General features: G+C 68.2%; 14 protein-coding genes. 8 read left to right on the top strand and 6 right to left on the bottom strand.

What is annotated here, in order from left to right:
• Positions 1-111 precede the first annotated feature (111 nt).
• Positions 112-1815, top strand: coding sequence for an MFS transporter (locus ACIP5Y_RS03310; protein WP_400347151.1), 1704 nt, complete (start codon positions 112-114; stop codon positions 1813-1815).
• Here ACIP5Y_RS03310 and ACIP5Y_RS03305 read toward each other — a convergent pair.
• Complete coding sequence (locus ACIP5Y_RS03305; RefSeq protein WP_400347149.1) at positions 1718-3403, bottom strand: helix-turn-helix domain-containing protein; 1686 nt, start codon at positions 3401-3403, stop codon at positions 1718-1720. The genes ACIP5Y_RS03310 and ACIP5Y_RS03305 overlap by 98 nt on opposite strands.
• Complete coding sequence (locus ACIP5Y_RS03300; protein ID WP_400347147.1) at positions 3400-4074, bottom strand: TetR/AcrR family transcriptional regulator; 675 nt, start codon at positions 4072-4074, stop codon at positions 3400-3402. Before ACIP5Y_RS03300 ends, ACIP5Y_RS03305 begins: the two co-directional genes overlap by 4 nt.
• A gap of 139 nt (positions 4075-4213) precedes the next feature.
• Between ACIP5Y_RS03300 and ACIP5Y_RS03295 the strand changes: the two genes are divergently transcribed.
• Together ACIP5Y_RS03295 and ACIP5Y_RS03290 are read left to right on the top strand one after the other, a co-directional pair.
• Entirely contained in the window at positions 4214-5365 is a 1152-nt protein-coding gene (locus ACIP5Y_RS03295; RefSeq protein WP_400347145.1) for a low temperature requirement protein A, read from the top strand.
• Between the two features lie 10 nt (positions 5366-5375).
• Positions 5376-6020, top strand: coding sequence for a DedA family protein (locus tag ACIP5Y_RS03290; RefSeq protein ID WP_400347143.1), 645 nt, complete (start codon positions 5376-5378; stop codon positions 6018-6020).
• On the opposite strand, the gene ACIP5Y_RS03285 is transcribed toward ACIP5Y_RS03290, so the two are convergent.
• Complete coding sequence (locus tag ACIP5Y_RS03285) at positions 6008-6934, bottom strand: MBL fold metallo-hydrolase (protein ID WP_400347141.1); 927 nt, start codon at positions 6932-6934, stop codon at positions 6008-6010. The two genes, ACIP5Y_RS03290 and ACIP5Y_RS03285, sit on opposite strands and share 13 nt — an antisense overlap.
• A 112-nt stretch (positions 6935-7046) precedes the next feature.
• Between ACIP5Y_RS03285 and ACIP5Y_RS03280 the strand changes: the two genes are divergently transcribed.
• A complete protein-coding gene (locus ACIP5Y_RS03280; RefSeq protein WP_400347139.1) occupies positions 7047-7910 on the top strand; it encodes a LysR substrate-binding domain-containing protein in 864 nt (287 codons plus the stop codon).
• Here the strand turns inward: ACIP5Y_RS03280 and ACIP5Y_RS03275 are convergent.
• Together ACIP5Y_RS03275 and ACIP5Y_RS03270 are read right to left on the bottom strand one after the other, a co-directional pair.
• Positions 7907-9265, bottom strand: coding sequence for a nucleobase:cation symporter-2 family protein (locus ACIP5Y_RS03275; RefSeq protein WP_400347137.1), 1359 nt, complete (start codon positions 9263-9265; stop codon positions 7907-7909). The genes ACIP5Y_RS03280 and ACIP5Y_RS03275 overlap by 4 nt on opposite strands.
• A 232-nt stretch (positions 9266-9497) precedes the next feature.
• Positions 9498-9935 carry a hypothetical protein gene (locus ACIP5Y_RS03270; RefSeq protein ID WP_400347135.1) on the bottom strand — a complete coding sequence of 146 codons (438 nt, stop codon included), beginning with the start codon at positions 9933-9935 and terminating at the stop codon, positions 9498-9500.
• Positions 9936-10067: 132 nt separating this feature from the next.
• Here ACIP5Y_RS03270 and ACIP5Y_RS03265 point away from each other — a divergent pair, with 132 nt between their 5' ends.
• Together ACIP5Y_RS03265 and ACIP5Y_RS03260 are read left to right on the top strand one after the other, a co-directional pair.
• A complete protein-coding gene (locus ACIP5Y_RS03265; RefSeq protein ID WP_400347134.1) occupies positions 10068-10478 on the top strand; it encodes a MarR family winged helix-turn-helix transcriptional regulator in 411 nt (136 codons plus the stop codon).
• A 49-nt stretch (positions 10479-10527) separates the two neighbouring features.
• Entirely contained in the window at positions 10528-11109 is a 582-nt protein-coding gene (locus ACIP5Y_RS03260; RefSeq protein ID WP_400347132.1) for a TetR family transcriptional regulator, read from the top strand.
• A gap of 13 nt (positions 11110-11122) precedes the next feature.
• On the opposite strand, the gene ACIP5Y_RS03255 is transcribed toward ACIP5Y_RS03260, so the two are convergent.
• Positions 11123-13348, bottom strand: coding sequence for an MMPL family transporter (locus ACIP5Y_RS03255; RefSeq protein ID WP_400347130.1), 2226 nt, complete (start codon positions 13346-13348; stop codon positions 11123-11125).
• Between the two features lie 115 nt (positions 13349-13463).
• Between ACIP5Y_RS03255 and ACIP5Y_RS03250 the strand changes: the two genes are divergently transcribed.
• Both ACIP5Y_RS03250 and ACIP5Y_RS03245 read left to right on the top strand, forming a co-directional pair.
• The gene (locus tag ACIP5Y_RS03250; RefSeq protein ID WP_400347128.1) at positions 13464-14159 is read left to right on the top strand and encodes a TetR/AcrR family transcriptional regulator; all 696 of its coding nucleotides are present in this window, start codon (positions 13464-13466) and stop codon (positions 14157-14159) included.
• 136 nt (positions 14160-14295) lie between these two features.
• Positions 14296-15975 (top strand): metallophosphoesterase, encoded by a 1680-nt coding sequence (locus ACIP5Y_RS03245; RefSeq protein WP_400347126.1) that lies wholly within the window; start codon positions 14296-14298, stop codon positions 15973-15975.
• The last annotated feature ends 41 nt before the right edge of the window (positions 15976-16016 follow it).

Below are 16016 nucleotides of genomic sequence, written 5' to 3'. Positions count from 1 at the left end.
CCCTCGTGGCCGATGACGAACCGATAGCCCGGCATTCGTGCTTTTCGACGAGGGCGGGCAGGTCCTTCGCCGCGATGCTCGAAAGCGCTGCCGACAGTGAGGAGACCGGTCATGAATCGACCCGGCACAGCGAAATCCGGTGCGCCCCTGAGCGCTTGGCTGACCCTGGTGGCTGTGGCCGTCGGCACCCTGGTGGTGCTCATCGACGGGACGGCGGTCATGGTCGCCATGCCCGCCATCGCGGAGGATCTGCATGCGAGCCCGGCCGGTATTCAATGGGTCGGCAACGGGCAGCTGCTGGCGCTCGCCGGGCTGACCATCCCGGCGGGAACCATTGCCGACCGGATCGGCCGGAAGCGGGCATTCCTGCTGGGTGTCGGCGGATTCGCGCTGTGCTCACTGCTGTGCGGGCTCGCACCCTCGATCGGCCCGCTGATCGCCGCGCGCGTGCTGCAAGGCGCCTTCGGGGCGCTGTTGATGCCTGCCGGATTGGCGGCGATCAGAGCGGCATTTCCGGAACGGCGGTTGCCGGCGGCGGTGGGCGTCATGGGGTCGGTGGCCGCGGTGGCGTCGGCGGGCGGGCCGCTGCTCGGCGGATTGCTTGTCCAGCACGGCAATTGGCGGTGGACGTTCTTCGTCAATGTGCCGTTCGGCATTGTGGGTGTGGCCGTAGCTGTATGGGTGATGACCGAATCCGCGGTGCGTGAGTACAAGCGTATGGACCTGGCCGGCGCTGCCTCGTCGACGATCGCGATCGTCGCGATCGTCTGGGCGATCACCGCGGCGCAGGATCGCGGCTGGAATTCCGCGCGGACCATCGGCCTGGGTATTGCCGGTGTACTCGCACTCGCGACGTTCCTGATGGTGGAACGCCGCGTCCGGAATCCCATGGTGCCCTTGGGGTTATTCCGCAACCGTTCGTTCACGGCCGGTCTCGCGCTGCTGACCCTGACGGTGTCCGTACTGTCGGCGGTCATCTTCTATCTGATGTTCTTCCTCCAAGGCGTGCAGGGCAGGAATGAGACCGCGGCCGCGCTGGCACTGCTCCCGCTGACCGCGGTGTATGCCGTGTCACCGCTGATCGGCGGGGTACTGGTGCAAAAGGCCGGCGCCAGAACCACACTCGTGGTGGGCGCGGTGTGCAATGCGGTCGCGATGATGCTGATGCTGCGCCTCACCGTCGATTCCGGATTCGCGACCTTGGCGCCGCCGCTGGCGCTGATCGGAGTCGGGGTCGGTTTCCTGCTGGTCGGTTCGGTCGATGCCGTCCTCGCCGGGACGCCCGTCGACAAGGCGGGCGTCACCGCCGGTGTGAAGGAATCCGCTCAGCAGCTGGGCGGCACGCTCGGCGTCGCCATCTCGGGGACGGTGCTCATGACGCTGGTCGGCGCACGGTTCCCCGCCGCCGCCCGGCACGCCCTCGCCGATACACCGGCCGCCGGGCTGGCCGACGACCGGGTCCTGCAACAACAAGCGGCCCTCGGATTTCCGGCCGCGTCGCAACAAGCGCTGGGCCGCAGCCTGGAACGCTCGGGCACCGCGCCCGAGCAGGCACGCCACCTGGTGGGCGCGGTCACCGAGGTGGCGCACCGCACCTTCACCGACAGCCTCCACATCGTCTACGGCGCCGGCATCTGCGTGGCCGTACTCGCGGCCCTGCTCGCACTCCTGGTGCGCGACAACACCTCCCGCGCCGCCGAGGCCGGAGGGGCGGGCGTCAGTGTGAGCGGGCCGGTTCCGCGGCCGAGCGGGAGCGGTGCAGCCGGTGCAGACGGAGGTCTATCTGGGCCTCGAAGCGGGCGTCCGGGTCGGTGAGGTCCAGGCCGCCCACCTCGCAGAGGCGGGTCAGGCGATAGCGGAAGGTGTTGGGGTGGACGTGGACCGCGTTGGCGGCCTTGGTGATGTCGCCGAAGGCCTCCAGGTAGGCGGCGAGGGTGCCGGTCAGGTCGCCTCGGTGCTCGGCGTCGTAGTGGAGGAGGCGGGCCACCGCGTCGCCGTAGGGGCGGTCGTCGCGTTCGGCGGCTTCGGCGAGGCAGGCCAGCATGAGGTCGGGGCGTACCGATCGGACTGTCGCGACACGGTTTCCGTGGCCGCGCTCGCGCAGGATGCGGAGTACGCAGTCGGCGTCGGTTCGCGAGCGGATGATGTCGCCGGGCTCGCGTACGGCGCGGCCGATGCCGATATGCAGGACGATGCGAGCGCCCATTCGCTCCAGGAAATCGGTGGCGACCCGCTGGGCGGTCGACTCGCCGTCGCACGACTCGGGGAGGGGGAGCAGGCCGTAGACCATTTCGCCGAGCATGGTGGCGGCCGCGGAGGGATGCAGGGCGCTGAGGTGCAGGGCGAGTGCGTCTGCGACGCGGCGGATTTCGGCGGCGCGGGCGACCTCATCGCAGTCCTCGCGGGGATCGAGTTCGAGTGCGAGGACGCAGACCGATCTGCCGCCGATGCCCAGCCGCCGCGCGGTGTCCGCGGGATTACCGGTCTGCTCGAGCAGACGGGTGACCAGTTCGGCTCGCGGGCGGGTGCCGGCCGTCCTACCGGCGCGGTCCCGCAGCAGATGCAGCGCAACGATTTTGGTCGCCTCGACGAACGCGCGCCGGCGATGCTCGGTCAACGGTTCGGACACCACAGCCCACAGCGATCCGAGCACTTCCTCACCGGCGCGCACGGCAATCGCGGTGCGCGGCTTGGAACTTTCGGTGAGCGCGGGGATGTAGACCGGCTCCCGGCTGCGGTAGAGCTCGCGGAACACGCCCTGCTCCAGCAACAACCGCTGATAATGCTCGGGCACCTGCCGGCCGAGCACCGTCTGGACCCGGCTCTCATCGGTCCGATCCTGCCCGCCGGAGAAGGCGAGCACCCGCGACGACCTGTCCTCGATCGTGATGGGCGCGTCGAGCAGCGCGCCGATCGCATTCGCCAGCTGGAACAGATCACCGGTGGGATATTCGGTGACCGCGTCACCGCGATCGGGTAGATCGATCAGCGTGCGCAACAGGAATACCAGCTGCTCCCACGAGGTGGCCCGGCTGACCTCCAGCACCGTGATCCCGGCCGCGTCCGCCGCCTGCCGGACGGCCTCGTCCATCGGAGCCTTGAGCAGCAATGCCGCGGCCCCGCGCCGCCGGAGTTCCGTGAGAAGCGTGGTGGCGGTGGCGGAATCGGTGACACCGACCCCGAGTAGCAGTCCGTCCGCGGCGACGTCGACGCCGTCGGCCGGATCGTAGATCGACACCGATCCGACCGGACGGTCGATCGTGACCGGGCCCGCCACCCGCCGCAGCAGCGTACTGCCCAGTGCATCGATGATCCGGCTCAGCCGAGGGCGGGGGAGCTCACTCATGGCCTCACCGTGCCCCGCCGCCGTTACGTCCGCAATGGTGGCAGCCTCACCGATCATGTCCAGCCTCCCGGCCCGGTGAGCGGCGCGGTCAGCAGCTCGAGCCCGGCCTCGAAAACCTCGTCCGCCGAGGGCGGATGGGCCAGCAGCGGCGCGAACTGCCGCAGCGCCGGGAACCGATCCCGCGGCAGCGTGGCGAGCACGGTGCCGGCCTCGGCCCAGTAGACCGGATCCTGCTCGAGGCGTTCCGCTTCCGTATCGCACAGCGCGCACCCGAGGACGAACCTGCCGAAAACCGCCAGCAGATTTGTCGCCCGGCGATCATCGGCCCCGTGCGCGAGCAGGATCGAGCACAGCCGTTCGTTGATCCGGAGCTGACCCGGAATCGGCACATTGGCCGGATTCAACAGGTGCAGGCCCGGATACCGGCGCAGCAGCCGGTAATACGCGCGCATGAGCTGCCTCGCCGCCTCGGCGGGCGGTAACCCCGCCGGCGGCAACTCGATCCGCGTCAGCAGCCGATCCAGCACTGCCAGCAGCAGGGCGTTCTTGTCCTGGAAATGCCGATACAACGACATGGGATTGACCTGCAACGCATCCGCCACCGCGCGCATGGTCACCGCGTCGAGCCCGCGCTCGTCCAGGACCTCCGTCGCGGCGTCGACGATCCGATCCCGGTTCAGGGTTCCGCGTGGCGTCTGCCGCTTCGAAGTCGCACTCCCGCTGACCATTCCGCCTCCTCGGGCAGCACCGATATCGACGTAGCATACAACGTATACTTCAGGCTTCGCAGGCACTTTCGGCGAAACTCATTGCGCACCTTGCCGCTAGAGTGAATTCCCGGACAGTCGGCTGGACAGGGATTCGCGAGTGACAGAACCTCGGCACGAGGTGCACGATCGGGCCACGTGGGCCGAACTCTTCTTCGATCTGGTGCTCGTCTTCGCGGTGACCCAGGCCGCGCATCTGCCGGTGGCGCAACCGGGTTGGGCCGCCGTCGGGCGAACGGTCCTGCTACTGGCCATCATGTGGTGGTCGTGGGTCGGCACCGTCCTGGCCGTACACGGCGTCGAGGATTCGGACCGGCAGCGGTTCTTCCTCTTCGCCTGCGGACTGTGCGCATTCGTCATGGCGATCACCGCCCCACAGGTATTCACCGGCCACGGTCAGCCGATGCTCTTCGCGGTGGCGCACTTGCTGTTGCGGCTGCTGCTGTGGCAAACCGTCCGCCGCAAAGGCGCGTACGCGCACGCCGGCGCCTTCGGTAGCCTGCTCAGTCCCTACACCATCAGCCTCGTCAGCGCGCTACTGCTGATCGCCGCCGCGGCGGGCCCGCCCGGCCGGGTACGCGACATCCTCTGGATCGCCGCCGTCGCCCTCGCCTTCATCGGCCCGGCCCTCCTCGCCCGCCGCCTGAGCCGCGTCCAGTTCGGCGCCACCCACCTCCCCGAACGCTTCGGCACCTTCGTCATCATCGCCCTGGGTGAAATGCTCGCCTCGGTCGGCGCGCAAGCAGCCGGCGCCCACCTCGGCATCCTGTCCTGGACCAGCGTGATCCTGATCTTCCTACTCGCCTTCGGCCTGTGGTGGCTCTACTTCGCCTACGGCTTCTCCGCAGTGGAACATTCACTGCGCACCAACCAGGTCCGCGGCACCGTGGTCCGGGACGTCCTCAGCTACGGCCACCTGCTCCTGGTAATCGGCCTGGTCCTGGTAGCGGTAGGCGCCAACACCATGGTCGGCAACCCCACCGCCCCACCCCACGGCGTCCCCGGCTACCTCCTCCCCCTCGGCGCAACCCTCTTCGTCACCGCCTTCTGCTGGACCCGCTGGCGCATGTTCGGCGCCCCCACCACAGGCCGAACCACCGTCGCCCTCCTCCTCGCAGCCCTCACCCCCACCACCCCCTACCTCCCCCAACTGGCAACCCTCACCACCATCACCACAATCATCCTCACCCTCAACGCCTACGAACACTGGATGGTCGCCACCGGCCGGCCCCTCCCGCTGATTCATCGGTAGCGTGTGAGCCATGAACGGGTTGCTGCACCGGATTCTGGATATTGCGCCGGTCTGGGTGTATCTGGTTGTCACGTTGCTGGTGTTTGCCGAGGATGCGGTGTTCATCGGGTTTGTGATACCCGGGGAGACGGCGGCGGTGATCGGTGGGGTGGCGGCCAGTCAAGGGCACGTGGAGCTTTGGCTGATGATCGTGCTCGTGGTGGCGGCGGCCATTGTGGGGGACAGCGTCGGGTATGAGGTGGGGAAGCATCTGGGGACGCGGGTGCTGCAGTTGTCGCTGCTGGAAAGGCATCGGGGGCGGCTGGATCGGGCTCAGGGGTATCTGGCTCGGCGCGGGGGGTGGGCGGTGTTCCTGGGGCGGTTCACCGCGTTCTTCCGGGCTGTGATGCCGGCACTGGCGGGGACCTCGCGCATGCCCTACCGGCGGTTCCTGGTATTCAATGCTTCGGGTGGAATCATTTGGGGCACAACGTTCGTGGTGCTCGGGTTCGTTGCCGGGCAGTCGTATGAAGCCGTCGCCAAGACCGTGGGGCGGGATATAGCCATCGGGGTCGCGGTCATCGTGGTCCTGGCGCTGGTCGTGTGGAAGGTGCGGGAGGGGCGGCGCGAGCGGAAGATCGAAAACGAGTACGAGGCCGCTCATCACGCCGAGTGATCGCCGGCATGGTCGTGCTCGTAGCAGAGGCAGCGGACGCCGGGGGCGATCCATTCGCGGCCTGCCCAATCGGGGCGGCGGGTCAGGAGGACGGCGGTCACCTCCTCGATGATCGTGGCCTCGGGCATGGACGAGTCACGGCGGAGCCAGGTTTCGTCGCGCAGTAGCCGGAGGTAGTCGCGGACATCGGCGAGCAGGTCCGGGCCGCCGATATCGCCGTGGCCGGGGACCACCGTGCTCGCTGATTCCGCAGCCAGGCGGCTCATCAAGGACAGCCAGCGCAGGCCGGAGACATCGGTATCGTGCGGCGGGAACCAAGGGAAGATCGCGAACTGATGGGACTCCACCAGATCGCCCGTGAAGAGCACGCCGGCGTCGGGGACCCGGATGATCTGGTCGCCCATGGTGTGCGCCTGGCCGGTGGCCCGGAGCCGCACGATGCGGCCGCCGAGGTCGAGGTCGAAATCCTTGTCGTAGACGACATCCGGTTGTGTGAGCCGGACGCCCTCGAGGCGACGGGCGACCGTATCGCCGAGTCCGGCGAACATGTCGAGATAGCCGGGGCCACGGTTCTTCATGTCGGCCGCCTGCGCGCTGTTGATCAGATAGGTGGCGGCGCCGGCGAAAGTCTGTGCGCCGAAGGCGTGTTCGGGGTGGAAGTGGGTTGTCGTCAGGTACAGGCGGCGACCGGCCGCGTACTCGGTGGCAAAGGCCAGGACGGTCTCCGCATTGGCCGGGCCGATACCGGTATCTACGACGAGCACCGCTTCCCGGCCGCCGATCACGCCGATATTCGGCACCAGAGGCCGGCGGCCATCGGCAAGGACCACCAGGTCCGCGGCGACCTCGCGCACCTCATCGAGGCTCACCACGGGATCCGGAAGCTCCTGCGGGGGCAGATCGGCTGTTGTCACGTTGTTCTCCTTCGGCGCGGTCCAGGCTGTGCTTTCACCCTGCGCCGCAGGGTCCCCGGCCGTCCAAGTCCGATTCTCTGCAGCCGATACCGGCCCGGTATCGTCGCCGGTGATGGAACTGCGGACGCTGCGCTACTTCGTGGCCGTGGCCGAGGAACTGCACTTCGGCCGCGCGGCCGCACGGCTGCACATGACCCAGCCGCCACTCAGCCGCGCCATCCGGCAGCTCGAAACCGAGCTGGGATGTGAACTCCTGCAACGTTCCCCGACGGGAGTGGCGCTCACCCCCGCGGGCATATCGCTGTACAAGGATGCGCGGGCCCTGCTGGCGCAGGCGGATCAGGCGCGCGCCCGGGCCGTCGCCGCCGCGGGCGCCGCGGTGCTCACCCTCGGCACCCTCGCCGACAGCGCGGAACAAGCGGGCGCGACGCTGGCCGCCACCTTCCGGGAACGCCATCCCGGCGTGGAGATTCGCGTACACGAAGCCGACTTCACCGATCCCACAGCGGGTTTGCGCTCGGGAGCTGCCGACATCGCCTTGACCCGAACACCTTTCGACCGGACCGGCCTGACCGTACGGGTACTGCGCTCCGACCCGATCGGAGTGGTCCTGCGGGTGGACGACCCGCTGGCGACCCGCACCAGCGTGCGGCTCGGCGAGCTGGCCGACCGTCCCTGGTTCCGGCTACCAGACGACACCGACAGCGCCTGGCGCGGCTTCTGGATGCCGCTCGGCAGCAGGAACACCGACGGCCCCGTGGTCCGCACCATCCACGAATGCGTGCAAGCGGTGCTGTGGAACGGCACCATCGGACTGACCATGGTCGGCCACCGCATGCCGCCCGGACTCACGGTCATTCCCGTATCGGACATGCCATCCAGCGATCTGGTACTCGCCTGGAATTCGGCCGACGGCAATCCTCTGGTCCGTTCCTTCGCCAATATTGCCGGAACCCTCTATCGCGCAAGGACTTAAGAGGTTTCCGCGATCGGCTCGGCCGCCGAGCCTCGCAGGCGGAACACCTGGTACAGCACGATCGAGCACAGGCAACCGGCGCTGATACCCGAACCCATGATGGTCGCCACCGGCCCCGGCAGACCGGCATAGAACGCGGGCGCCACGGTCGGCGTCATACCGACGAACAGCGATACACCCACGATCAGAGAATTGACCGGATCACCGAGATCGGCCTTGGCCAAGGTCCGGATACCGCCCGCCGCAACGGTTCCGAACAACACCAGCCCCGCACCGCCCAGCACCGGCTTCGGCACCAGCTCCACCACACTGCTCGCCACCGGAAAGAAGCCCAGCAGCACCAGCAGCGCACCACTCATCGCCACGATGTAGCGGCTGTACATGCGGCACAACGCGACCAGCCCGACATTCTGCGCGAAGGCGCTACAGGCCAGCCCGCCCAGCGCCGCACTCACCACGGTGCCGATACCGACCGACCGCAGTCCATCGGCGAGCGTCCGCTCCTCGGCGGGCCGGTCCACGATCTCGCCCAGCGCCATCATGGTCGCGGTGCTCTCGGTCATCACCACCAGCATGGCGATCCCCATCGACACGATCGCGCCGATCGCGAAATGCGGTGCGCCGAAATGGAACGGCGGCACGAACCCGACCGCGGCGGCGTGGTGGAGCGGCGAGGTGTCCACCAAACCCAGCGGCCAGGCAATGAGCGACCCGACCAGCAACCCGATCAGCAACGCCAGCTGCCGGGCGAAACCACGCAGGAAACGATGCGCCAGCAACACCACCACCAGCGTCGCCGCGGCGGCCGCCAGATTCTTCATCGGCACACTCGACGAACCGTCGGCGCCCTCACCCGTGCCGTGGATCCAGCCCAGCGTGACCGGCAGCAGCGACAGGCCGATCAGGGTGATCACGGTGCCGCCCACCACCGGCGGGAAGAACCGCCGCAGCTTCGAAAAGTACGGCGCCGCAAGCGTTGCCAGCACACCCACCACCAGCGTCGCACCGTAGACGGTGGGTAGCGCATCGGCGGGCGTCGTCGTCTTCACGATGGCCAGCGTCGGCGCGACGACCGCGAACGAGGCCCCGCACATGAGCGGCAGCCGCGACCCGAACCGCCACCAGCCCAAGGCCTGCAACAAGGTCGCGAGCCCGGCGCTGAACAGCCCGGCCGTAATGAGCAGCCCCTGGTCTTTCGGTCCGAGCCCGACCGCGGCGCCGATGATCAGCGGCGGCGCCACCACGCCGGCCAGCATCGCGGCGATGTGCTGCAGGCCGCCTGCGACGAGTTGCCAGGGGCGGGGCAACTCGTCGACCGGATGTCGTTCGAGGGCTGCAGGCTGCGCGTGGATCATGCGAGACTCTCCGCTTCGATAACAATTCTCGAGATACGGAACGTGAATTCCGCATCGCAAAAACGTAAGAGCGGTCACACAGGCATGTCAATCCGCATACCTGGATCCGGAGGATATATATCTGTCTACCGATAGCTTCTCCCGCCCCTTGCGGCGGCAGCGGTAGCGGACGGGTACGCTGCCGCGCCCGAGCGCCGTCGGCGACGACATCCCGGACGCATCCGAGCGGAACCTACGCGGGGACGATGGTCGCCACGATGGTGTGGATTTCGTGATCCTGGATCACGAAGGTCTCGGTGATATCCACCGTCATGAGCCGGATACCGAGCACGCCGGAGTCGAGCAGATAGCGGGCCGTCACCACATCGCCGTCCTCGGACATCCGGATATCCCGGATGTTCTGGATGACCGAGTACTGCACGCCGGTATCGAGATCATGGGTCAACTGCGGCCCGGAAGTGCCGGTCTGCAACCCCGCCTCGACCCGGGTCGCGTCCGGCGCGAACGGCACCGCGCTCGCATCGTGGCTGAGCAGGGCGTCGATGTAGGCGCGGGCGATCGCCTCACGCGGGGTATCCGCCGGATTCGGTGCGGCGGCGGCGATTCCGGACCCGATATCGAGGGCCGCCGCGACCACCGCCGAGACAACTGCAACCCGTTTCATTTTCATCGGCACAGATTGGCCTGAAACCCGGCGTGGCGCAAGCGGTTCCCGCGTCAACCTGTGACCGGAGCGCTCCGCGGCGGCCTGATATCAGGCTGCTTATATCAATAAGCTGATTGCCTGGGATATGCTCGGCCCGTGGAACCCTCGTTGCAGCAGGTCGGGCAGGCGGTCAAACGGCTGCAATGGCGTCATCATCGGGAAGCGAATCGGCGGCTCGCGGATATCGGGCTGTCCATCGCGCAGTGGGATGTACTGCGGAATCTGCACGAGCATCCCGAGGCCTCACTGCATGCGCTGGCGGAGCTGACCTTTCAAACCGATCAGTCGATGGGCACGCTGGCCGCGCGCATGATCGACCGCGGTCTGCTCGAACGGGTCGCCGGGCCCGGCCGGGCCGTCCGGCACCGCCCGACCGCCGAAGGGGAACGCGTCCGTCGCGAGGGGGAGGCGATGATGGCCGACGTGCTGCGCGATACCGTCGGCCTGCTCGGCGCGGGGGAGCGGGCGACGCTCTACCGGCTGCTGACGGCGGCTGCGGGCGAATAGCGCGGCACACCACTGGGAAGTCAACGTCTGTTGGCCTACAATTGTTGGCATGACCGATGAGCCTGCCCCGCGCCGCTCCGACGCCACCCGCGCGGCGATTCTCGAAGCCGCCCGCCGCCGCTTCGCCGAGGACGGCTTCCGGAAGGCCACCATCCGCGCCATCGCCGCCGACGCGGGCATCGACCCCTCCATGGTCATGCGCTACTACGGCAACAAGGACGGCCTCTTCCTCGCCGCCGTCGACATCCGGCTCGACCTCCCCGATCTCGGTGCGGCCGAACCCGATACGCTCGGCGAGCTGCTCCTCCGCCGCTTCCTCGAACTCTGGGAACGGCCACCCAGCAACGAAATCCTGCTGACCATGCTGCGCTCCGCCGTCACCGACGAAACCTTCACCCAGCGCGCCCGGCAACTCTTCGCCGACCAGGTCGCCCCCGCCGTCCTGCGCATCGGCGACCCCGCCGACGCCCCCCGCCGCGCCGGCCTCATCGCCACCCAGATCCTCGGCCTGGCCCTCTGCCGCTACATCCTCCGCCTCCCCCCGGTGGTAGCCCTCACCCAAGAGCAAGTGATCGCCGAAATCGCCCCGACCATCCAGCACTACCTCACCTCGAAACCCCCACAGCCGTAGGCACTCCCGGGAATCAGGCGGAAACCAATTCCTTCGGGCGCTGCTCGGGCGCTTCTTCTTGCGTGCCTTCGATATTCACCCTCGGCAGGATCGCGTCCAGCTTGCGGGGTAGCCGCCAGGCGTGGCGGCCCAGTAGGGCCAGTATTGCCGGGACCAGCGTCAAGCGCACCGCGAAGGCATCGATCAGTACGCCGGCCGCCAAGGCGAAGGCGATGGGTTTGATCAGGGCATCGTCGGTCGGGACGAAGGAGGCGAAGACGACGACCATGATGGTGGCCGCTGCGGTCACCACGCGCGCGTTGTGGCGGGTGCCTTCGATGATCGAGGCTGCCGGGTCGCCGGTCCGCGCCCACTGTTCGCGGATGCCGGATACCAGGAATACCTCGTAGTCCATGGCGAGGCCGAACAGGACGCCGACCAGGATGATCGGCAGGAAACTCACCACGGGACCCAGGTGGGAGACGCCGAACAGGTCTGCGGCCCAACCCCATTGGAAGACGGCCACGGTCGTGCCCAGGGCGGCCGCGACCGACAGCAGGAAGGTGAGTGCGGCCTTCACCGGCACCGCGATCGAGCGGAATACCACGATCAGCAACAGCAGACTGAGGCCGACCACGATTCCAAGGAAGGGGATCAGTGATGCCGAAAGACGTTGCGAGACATCGATGGTGACAGCGGTATCGCCGGTGACCGCCACCCGGGCGCCGGGAACCGAACCTGGAATATCGCCGCGAATCGCATGCACCAGATCGGCCGTCTGCTGCGTCTCCGGAGCGGTCGACGGCACCACCATGACTATCGACCGGCCTGGCGTCGCCGTCGCCTGGGGCGGCGCAACCAATGCGACATTCGGCAGCTTCCGCACCGACGCCGCCACCGACTGCGCCGCCTGCGCGCCACCGTCCACCACCACGACCAGTGGACCGTTGAACCCGGGCCCGAACTTCTCGGCAACGGTGTCGTAGGCCTCCCGCTGCCCGCTTCCGATCGCGGCAGAACCATTGTCGGGCAATGCCATTCGCAGCGCACCGACGGGCGCGGCGAGCACCGCCAGCAACGCGACCACGCCCAGCACGGTAACCATCGGCCGCTTGGTGACCAATCGAGCCCAGCGTGCACCCATAACCTCGGAGCCTGCGGCGGTGCTGTTGGAGCCTGCGGCGGTGCTGTTCGAGGCTGTGGCAATGCCGTTCGAGGTCGTGGCCGTGGCGCGCCGATGTGCGCGCGATCCCACGCGCGGCGTCAGCCGCTCACCGGCGAATCCGGCCAGGGCGGGCAGCAGGGTGGTGGCCACGGCGACGGCGACCAGCACCGCACCCGAGGCGGCCAGGCCCATGACCGTCAAGAACGGTATCCCGATCACGCTGAGCGCGGCCAAGGCGATGATCACGGTCGCGCCCGCGAACACCACCGCACCGCCGGCGGTCGCATTCGCTTGTGCCGCAGACTCTCTCGGTGTGAGTCCGGCGGCCAGCTGTGATCGGTGCCGGGACAGGATGAACAATGTGTAGTCGATGCCGACGGCCAGGCCCAGCATGAGCGCCAGCGTCAGCGCGGTCGAGGACACCGAGACCACCGAACTCAGGGTGAGCAGTCCGCCCACGGTGATGCCGACGCCGAAAACGGCCGACAGCAAAGGCATTCCAGCGGCCAGCAGCGAACCGAAAGTAATGAACAGCACCAGCACCGCCACCGCCAGGCCGATGCCCTCGGTAATGCCCGGATGCATCTGCCCCACGCCGTAAGCGGACCCGCCGACCGACACTTCCAGTCCGGCGTCGCGGGCGGAGGTCGCGGATTGCTCGACGGCGGTGCGCGCCGCATCGGTCACCTGGGAGCGATCACCCGCGAAGTGCACCATCGCCACCGCGGTCCGCTGATCGGCGGAGATGGTGCCCGTCTGCTGCGGTGTGGTGACCCCGGCCGCGCCCGGCGCGGTCCCCGCCACCTCGAGGGTGTGCTGAATGGCCGCCGCATAAGGGGTTTCGGTGATGCGGTGTCCCGGCGGCGCGGTGAACACCAGTTGCGCCGTGGCCCCGGCGGCCTCCGGCGCGGACTTCTCCAGCGTGTCCAGCGCCTGCTGGGATTCGGCTCCGGGCACGGTGAATCGGTCGTCGAGGTGGCCGCCTGCGGTGGCGACGCCGCCGATCAGGGCGATCAGCAGGGCTGTCCATACGGCGAGGACCACGCGGCGGCGCCGGAAGGCGAGATCTCCCAGCCGCCCCAGAAATCCGCTCATCGGCGTCTCCTTCGAATGCGGGCATGAGTGCGAATGCGGGCACGAATGTGGGCAGGTGTGAACTTTATGGGTGTTAACTTGCCATGCAATCTGTACAGGTGTCAACATTGACTTCGTGACCAGCTCCGACGATGCAGCTCAGCGACCGGTTCGCGAGGGTCCCTACCACCACGGCGACCTGCGCAATGCCCTCGTACAGGCCTCCGCGCAACTGGCCGAGATCGGCGGCCCCACCGCCGTCACGGTCCGCGCCGCCGCCCGCGCGGTCGGCGTCACCGCCACCGCCGCCTACCGGCACTTCACCAACCACGAGGAACTCCTCACCGCCGTCTGCGAACAAGCCGTACAGGCCCTGTTCGAAGCCCTCAGCAGCGCCATGGAAAGCGTTCCCCCGCAAGCCGATCCGACCGCCACCGCCATCGCGCGACTGGCCACCGCGGGCCGCGCCTACATCGAATACGCCGACCGCGAGCGCGGACTGTTCCGCACCGCGTTCTGCATCGGCGAGATCGACGTCGAGAAGGACGTGCGCCAGGACCCGATCTTCGCGCTGCTCGCCACCGGCCTCGACGGCCTCGTCGCCGTCGGATTCATGGACCCGCGGCAGCGGCCGGGCGCGGAATTCACCGGCTGGGCCGCCGTGCACGGCCTGGCCGGGCTCATTGTCGACGGCCCGCTCGCCGACGTCTCCGACATCGAACGCGAGGCCGCCATCCGGCACGCGGTCGCGACCGTCCTGCGCGGATTCGCCACCGGCCCGCACGCCGAGCCGTACCGATCCACCGACCCGCACATCGCCCTCGACGCCTGACCCCGACCTTCCGCACGTGAAACGCTCGGCGTTCACCGGTGTGTCGGGTGTCCGTAAGCTGGCGGCGTTTTGATGACGTCGCCGTCGATGTACCGATGACGCCGGCCTACGAACTCACGCTGAGAAGGTTGCCTGGATGCTGAATCCCCCCGGCCTGCTGCCCCGTACGGGCATTCCGGCTCATCTCGCCGCGCACATGACCATGGACGAGCAGTACGACTGGCACCGCGCATTCCTGAAACGACACCGCGTGAGCCGCCGCACCTTCCTGCGCGGCAGCACCGCCGCCGCCATGGCGGCCGGATTCGCCGGCGTCTTCAGCCAGGTCGCCTACGCCGACGACGCACCCCTCGCGGTCGGCGGCCGGCATGTCGGCTTCGGCCCGGATGCGGCCGGCCAGCTGCGCTTTTCGGGTCAGCTGTCCCGAAACCCCGGCTCCGGCAAGGTCTTCCTCGACCATGGCCCCACCCCCGCGCTCGGCGGCACCATCGAAGCCGAGGTGCGCAACCTGGTCACCCAGGTGCCGCGCACCGACGGGGGAGTGCTGGCCGCGGAACAGTTCTACGTGCACGCCCCCGTCGACGGCCTGCCCGGCCGCCTGCCGCACTTCTACCGCTGGCGCACCTCCGACGGCTATGTGGGAGAAGTGGTTTCGGCCAGCACCGCCATGCCCAGCTCCCGCGCCGCCCTGCTGCCGTTCCGGTTCACCATGATGGGCGACCAGGGCATCGACGAAACCCCCAAGCAGCCCGAGGGCATTACCGCCGGCGCTTATCGCAACAAATACGGTCAAGGCGATGCACCCGGCGCCCGCAATATGGAGAACATCCAGCGCCAGATCGTCGCGAACAACCCCGACTTCCACATCCTGGCCGGCGATATCTGCTACGCCGACACCTCGCACGGCGGCGGCCCGGACTGGTTCGTGCCCAACGGCACCGCACCGAACGCGAAGATCGACGCCTACAACCCCTTCACCTGGGACTACTACTTCCAGGCCATCGAGAACAGCGCCGCCCGGGTGCCGTGGATGTTCACCACCGGCAACCACGACATGGAAGCCGTCTACGGCACCCACGGCTACGGCGGCATCATGTCCCGCCTCGATTTGCCCGGCAGCGGCCCCGCCGGTTGCCCCTCGGTGTACTCCTTCACCTACGGGAACGTGGCCATCCTTTCGCTGGACGCCAACGAGGTCAGTTACCAGGTTCAGGCCAACCTCGGCTATTCCGGTGGGGCACAGACCAGTTGGGTCGACCGGACCCTCGGGCAGTACCGCGCCGACCCGAACATCGATTTCATCGTGTGCTTCTTCCACGAATGCGCCTACGCCACCGGCATCGGCGGCGCCAGCGACGGCGGCGTGCGCGGCGCCTGGGCGGACCTGTTCGACAAGCACAAGGTCGACCTCGTGCTGCAGGGCCACAACCACAACTTCGAACGCACCGACCCGATCCGCGGCGGGCAACCAGTCAAACCCGCGCCCGACAATTCGATCGTCTACCCGGACACCGACGGCACGGTCTACTACGTGGTCGGTGGCGGCGGCGCGATACACGGCACCTTCGCGGCCGGCGAAACCTACCGCGGCCACGAGAATCCCGACACCTTCGTGCCCGGCAGCACGCTGTGGGGTTCCGACGGCAAGGACCGGAAGGAAGACGCCGACTGGTCCCGGGTGCGGTACGCGCGCTACTCGTTCATCCGCGTGGATGTGCGGCCCGGCGTCTTCGCCAGCGAGATGGATGTGACCGCCGTCGACGAGAACGGCCAGGAATTCGACAAGGTCACCTACCGGCGGCTGGTGACCCGATAGCAACTCTTGACGGTTCGAAAGAACACGTTCACACTACCAAT

The organism is Nocardia sp. NPDC088792 (assembly GCF_044750615.1).
Classification (GTDB): Bacteria; Actinomycetota; Actinomycetes; order Mycobacteriales; family Mycobacteriaceae; genus Nocardia.
The sequence above is the reverse complement of the archived record's forward strand: the minus strand, read 5'-3'. Positions and strand labels throughout refer to the sequence as shown.

Excerpts from the sequence above, each read along its gene's own strand:
- ACIP5Y_RS03255 (WP_400347130.1), bottom strand. The coding sequence starts at position 13,348 with ATGAGCGGATTTCTGGGGCGGCTGGGAGATCTCGCCTTCCGGCGCCGC.
- ACIP5Y_RS03245 (WP_400347126.1), top strand. The coding sequence starts at position 14,296 with ATGCTGAATCCCCCCGGCCTGCTGCCCCGTACGGGCATTCCGGCTCAT.
- ACIP5Y_RS03260 (WP_400347132.1), top strand. The coding sequence starts at position 10,528 with ATGACCGATGAGCCTGCCCCGCGCCGCTCCGACGCCACCCGCGCGGCG.
- ACIP5Y_RS03310 (WP_400347151.1), top strand. The coding sequence starts at position 112 with ATGAATCGACCCGGCACAGCGAAATCCGGTGCGCCCCTGAGCGCTTGG.
- ACIP5Y_RS03275 (WP_400347137.1), bottom strand. The coding sequence starts at position 9,265 with ATGATCCACGCGCAGCCTGCAGCCCTCGAACGACATCCGGTCGACGAG.
- ACIP5Y_RS03270 (WP_400347135.1), bottom strand. The coding sequence starts at position 9,935 with ATGAAAATGAAACGGGTTGCAGTTGTCTCGGCGGTGGTCGCGGCGGCC.
- ACIP5Y_RS03305 (WP_400347149.1), bottom strand. The coding sequence starts at position 3,403 with ATGATCGGTGAGGCTGCCACCATTGCGGACGTAACGGCGGCGGGGCAC.
- ACIP5Y_RS03280 (WP_400347139.1), top strand. The coding sequence starts at position 7,047 with ATGGAACTGCGGACGCTGCGCTACTTCGTGGCCGTGGCCGAGGAACTG.
- ACIP5Y_RS03300 (WP_400347147.1), bottom strand. The coding sequence starts at position 4,074 with ATGGTCAGCGGGAGTGCGACTTCGAAGCGGCAGACGCCACGCGGAACC.
- ACIP5Y_RS03290 (WP_400347143.1), top strand. The coding sequence starts at position 5,376 with ATGAACGGGTTGCTGCACCGGATTCTGGATATTGCGCCGGTCTGGGTG.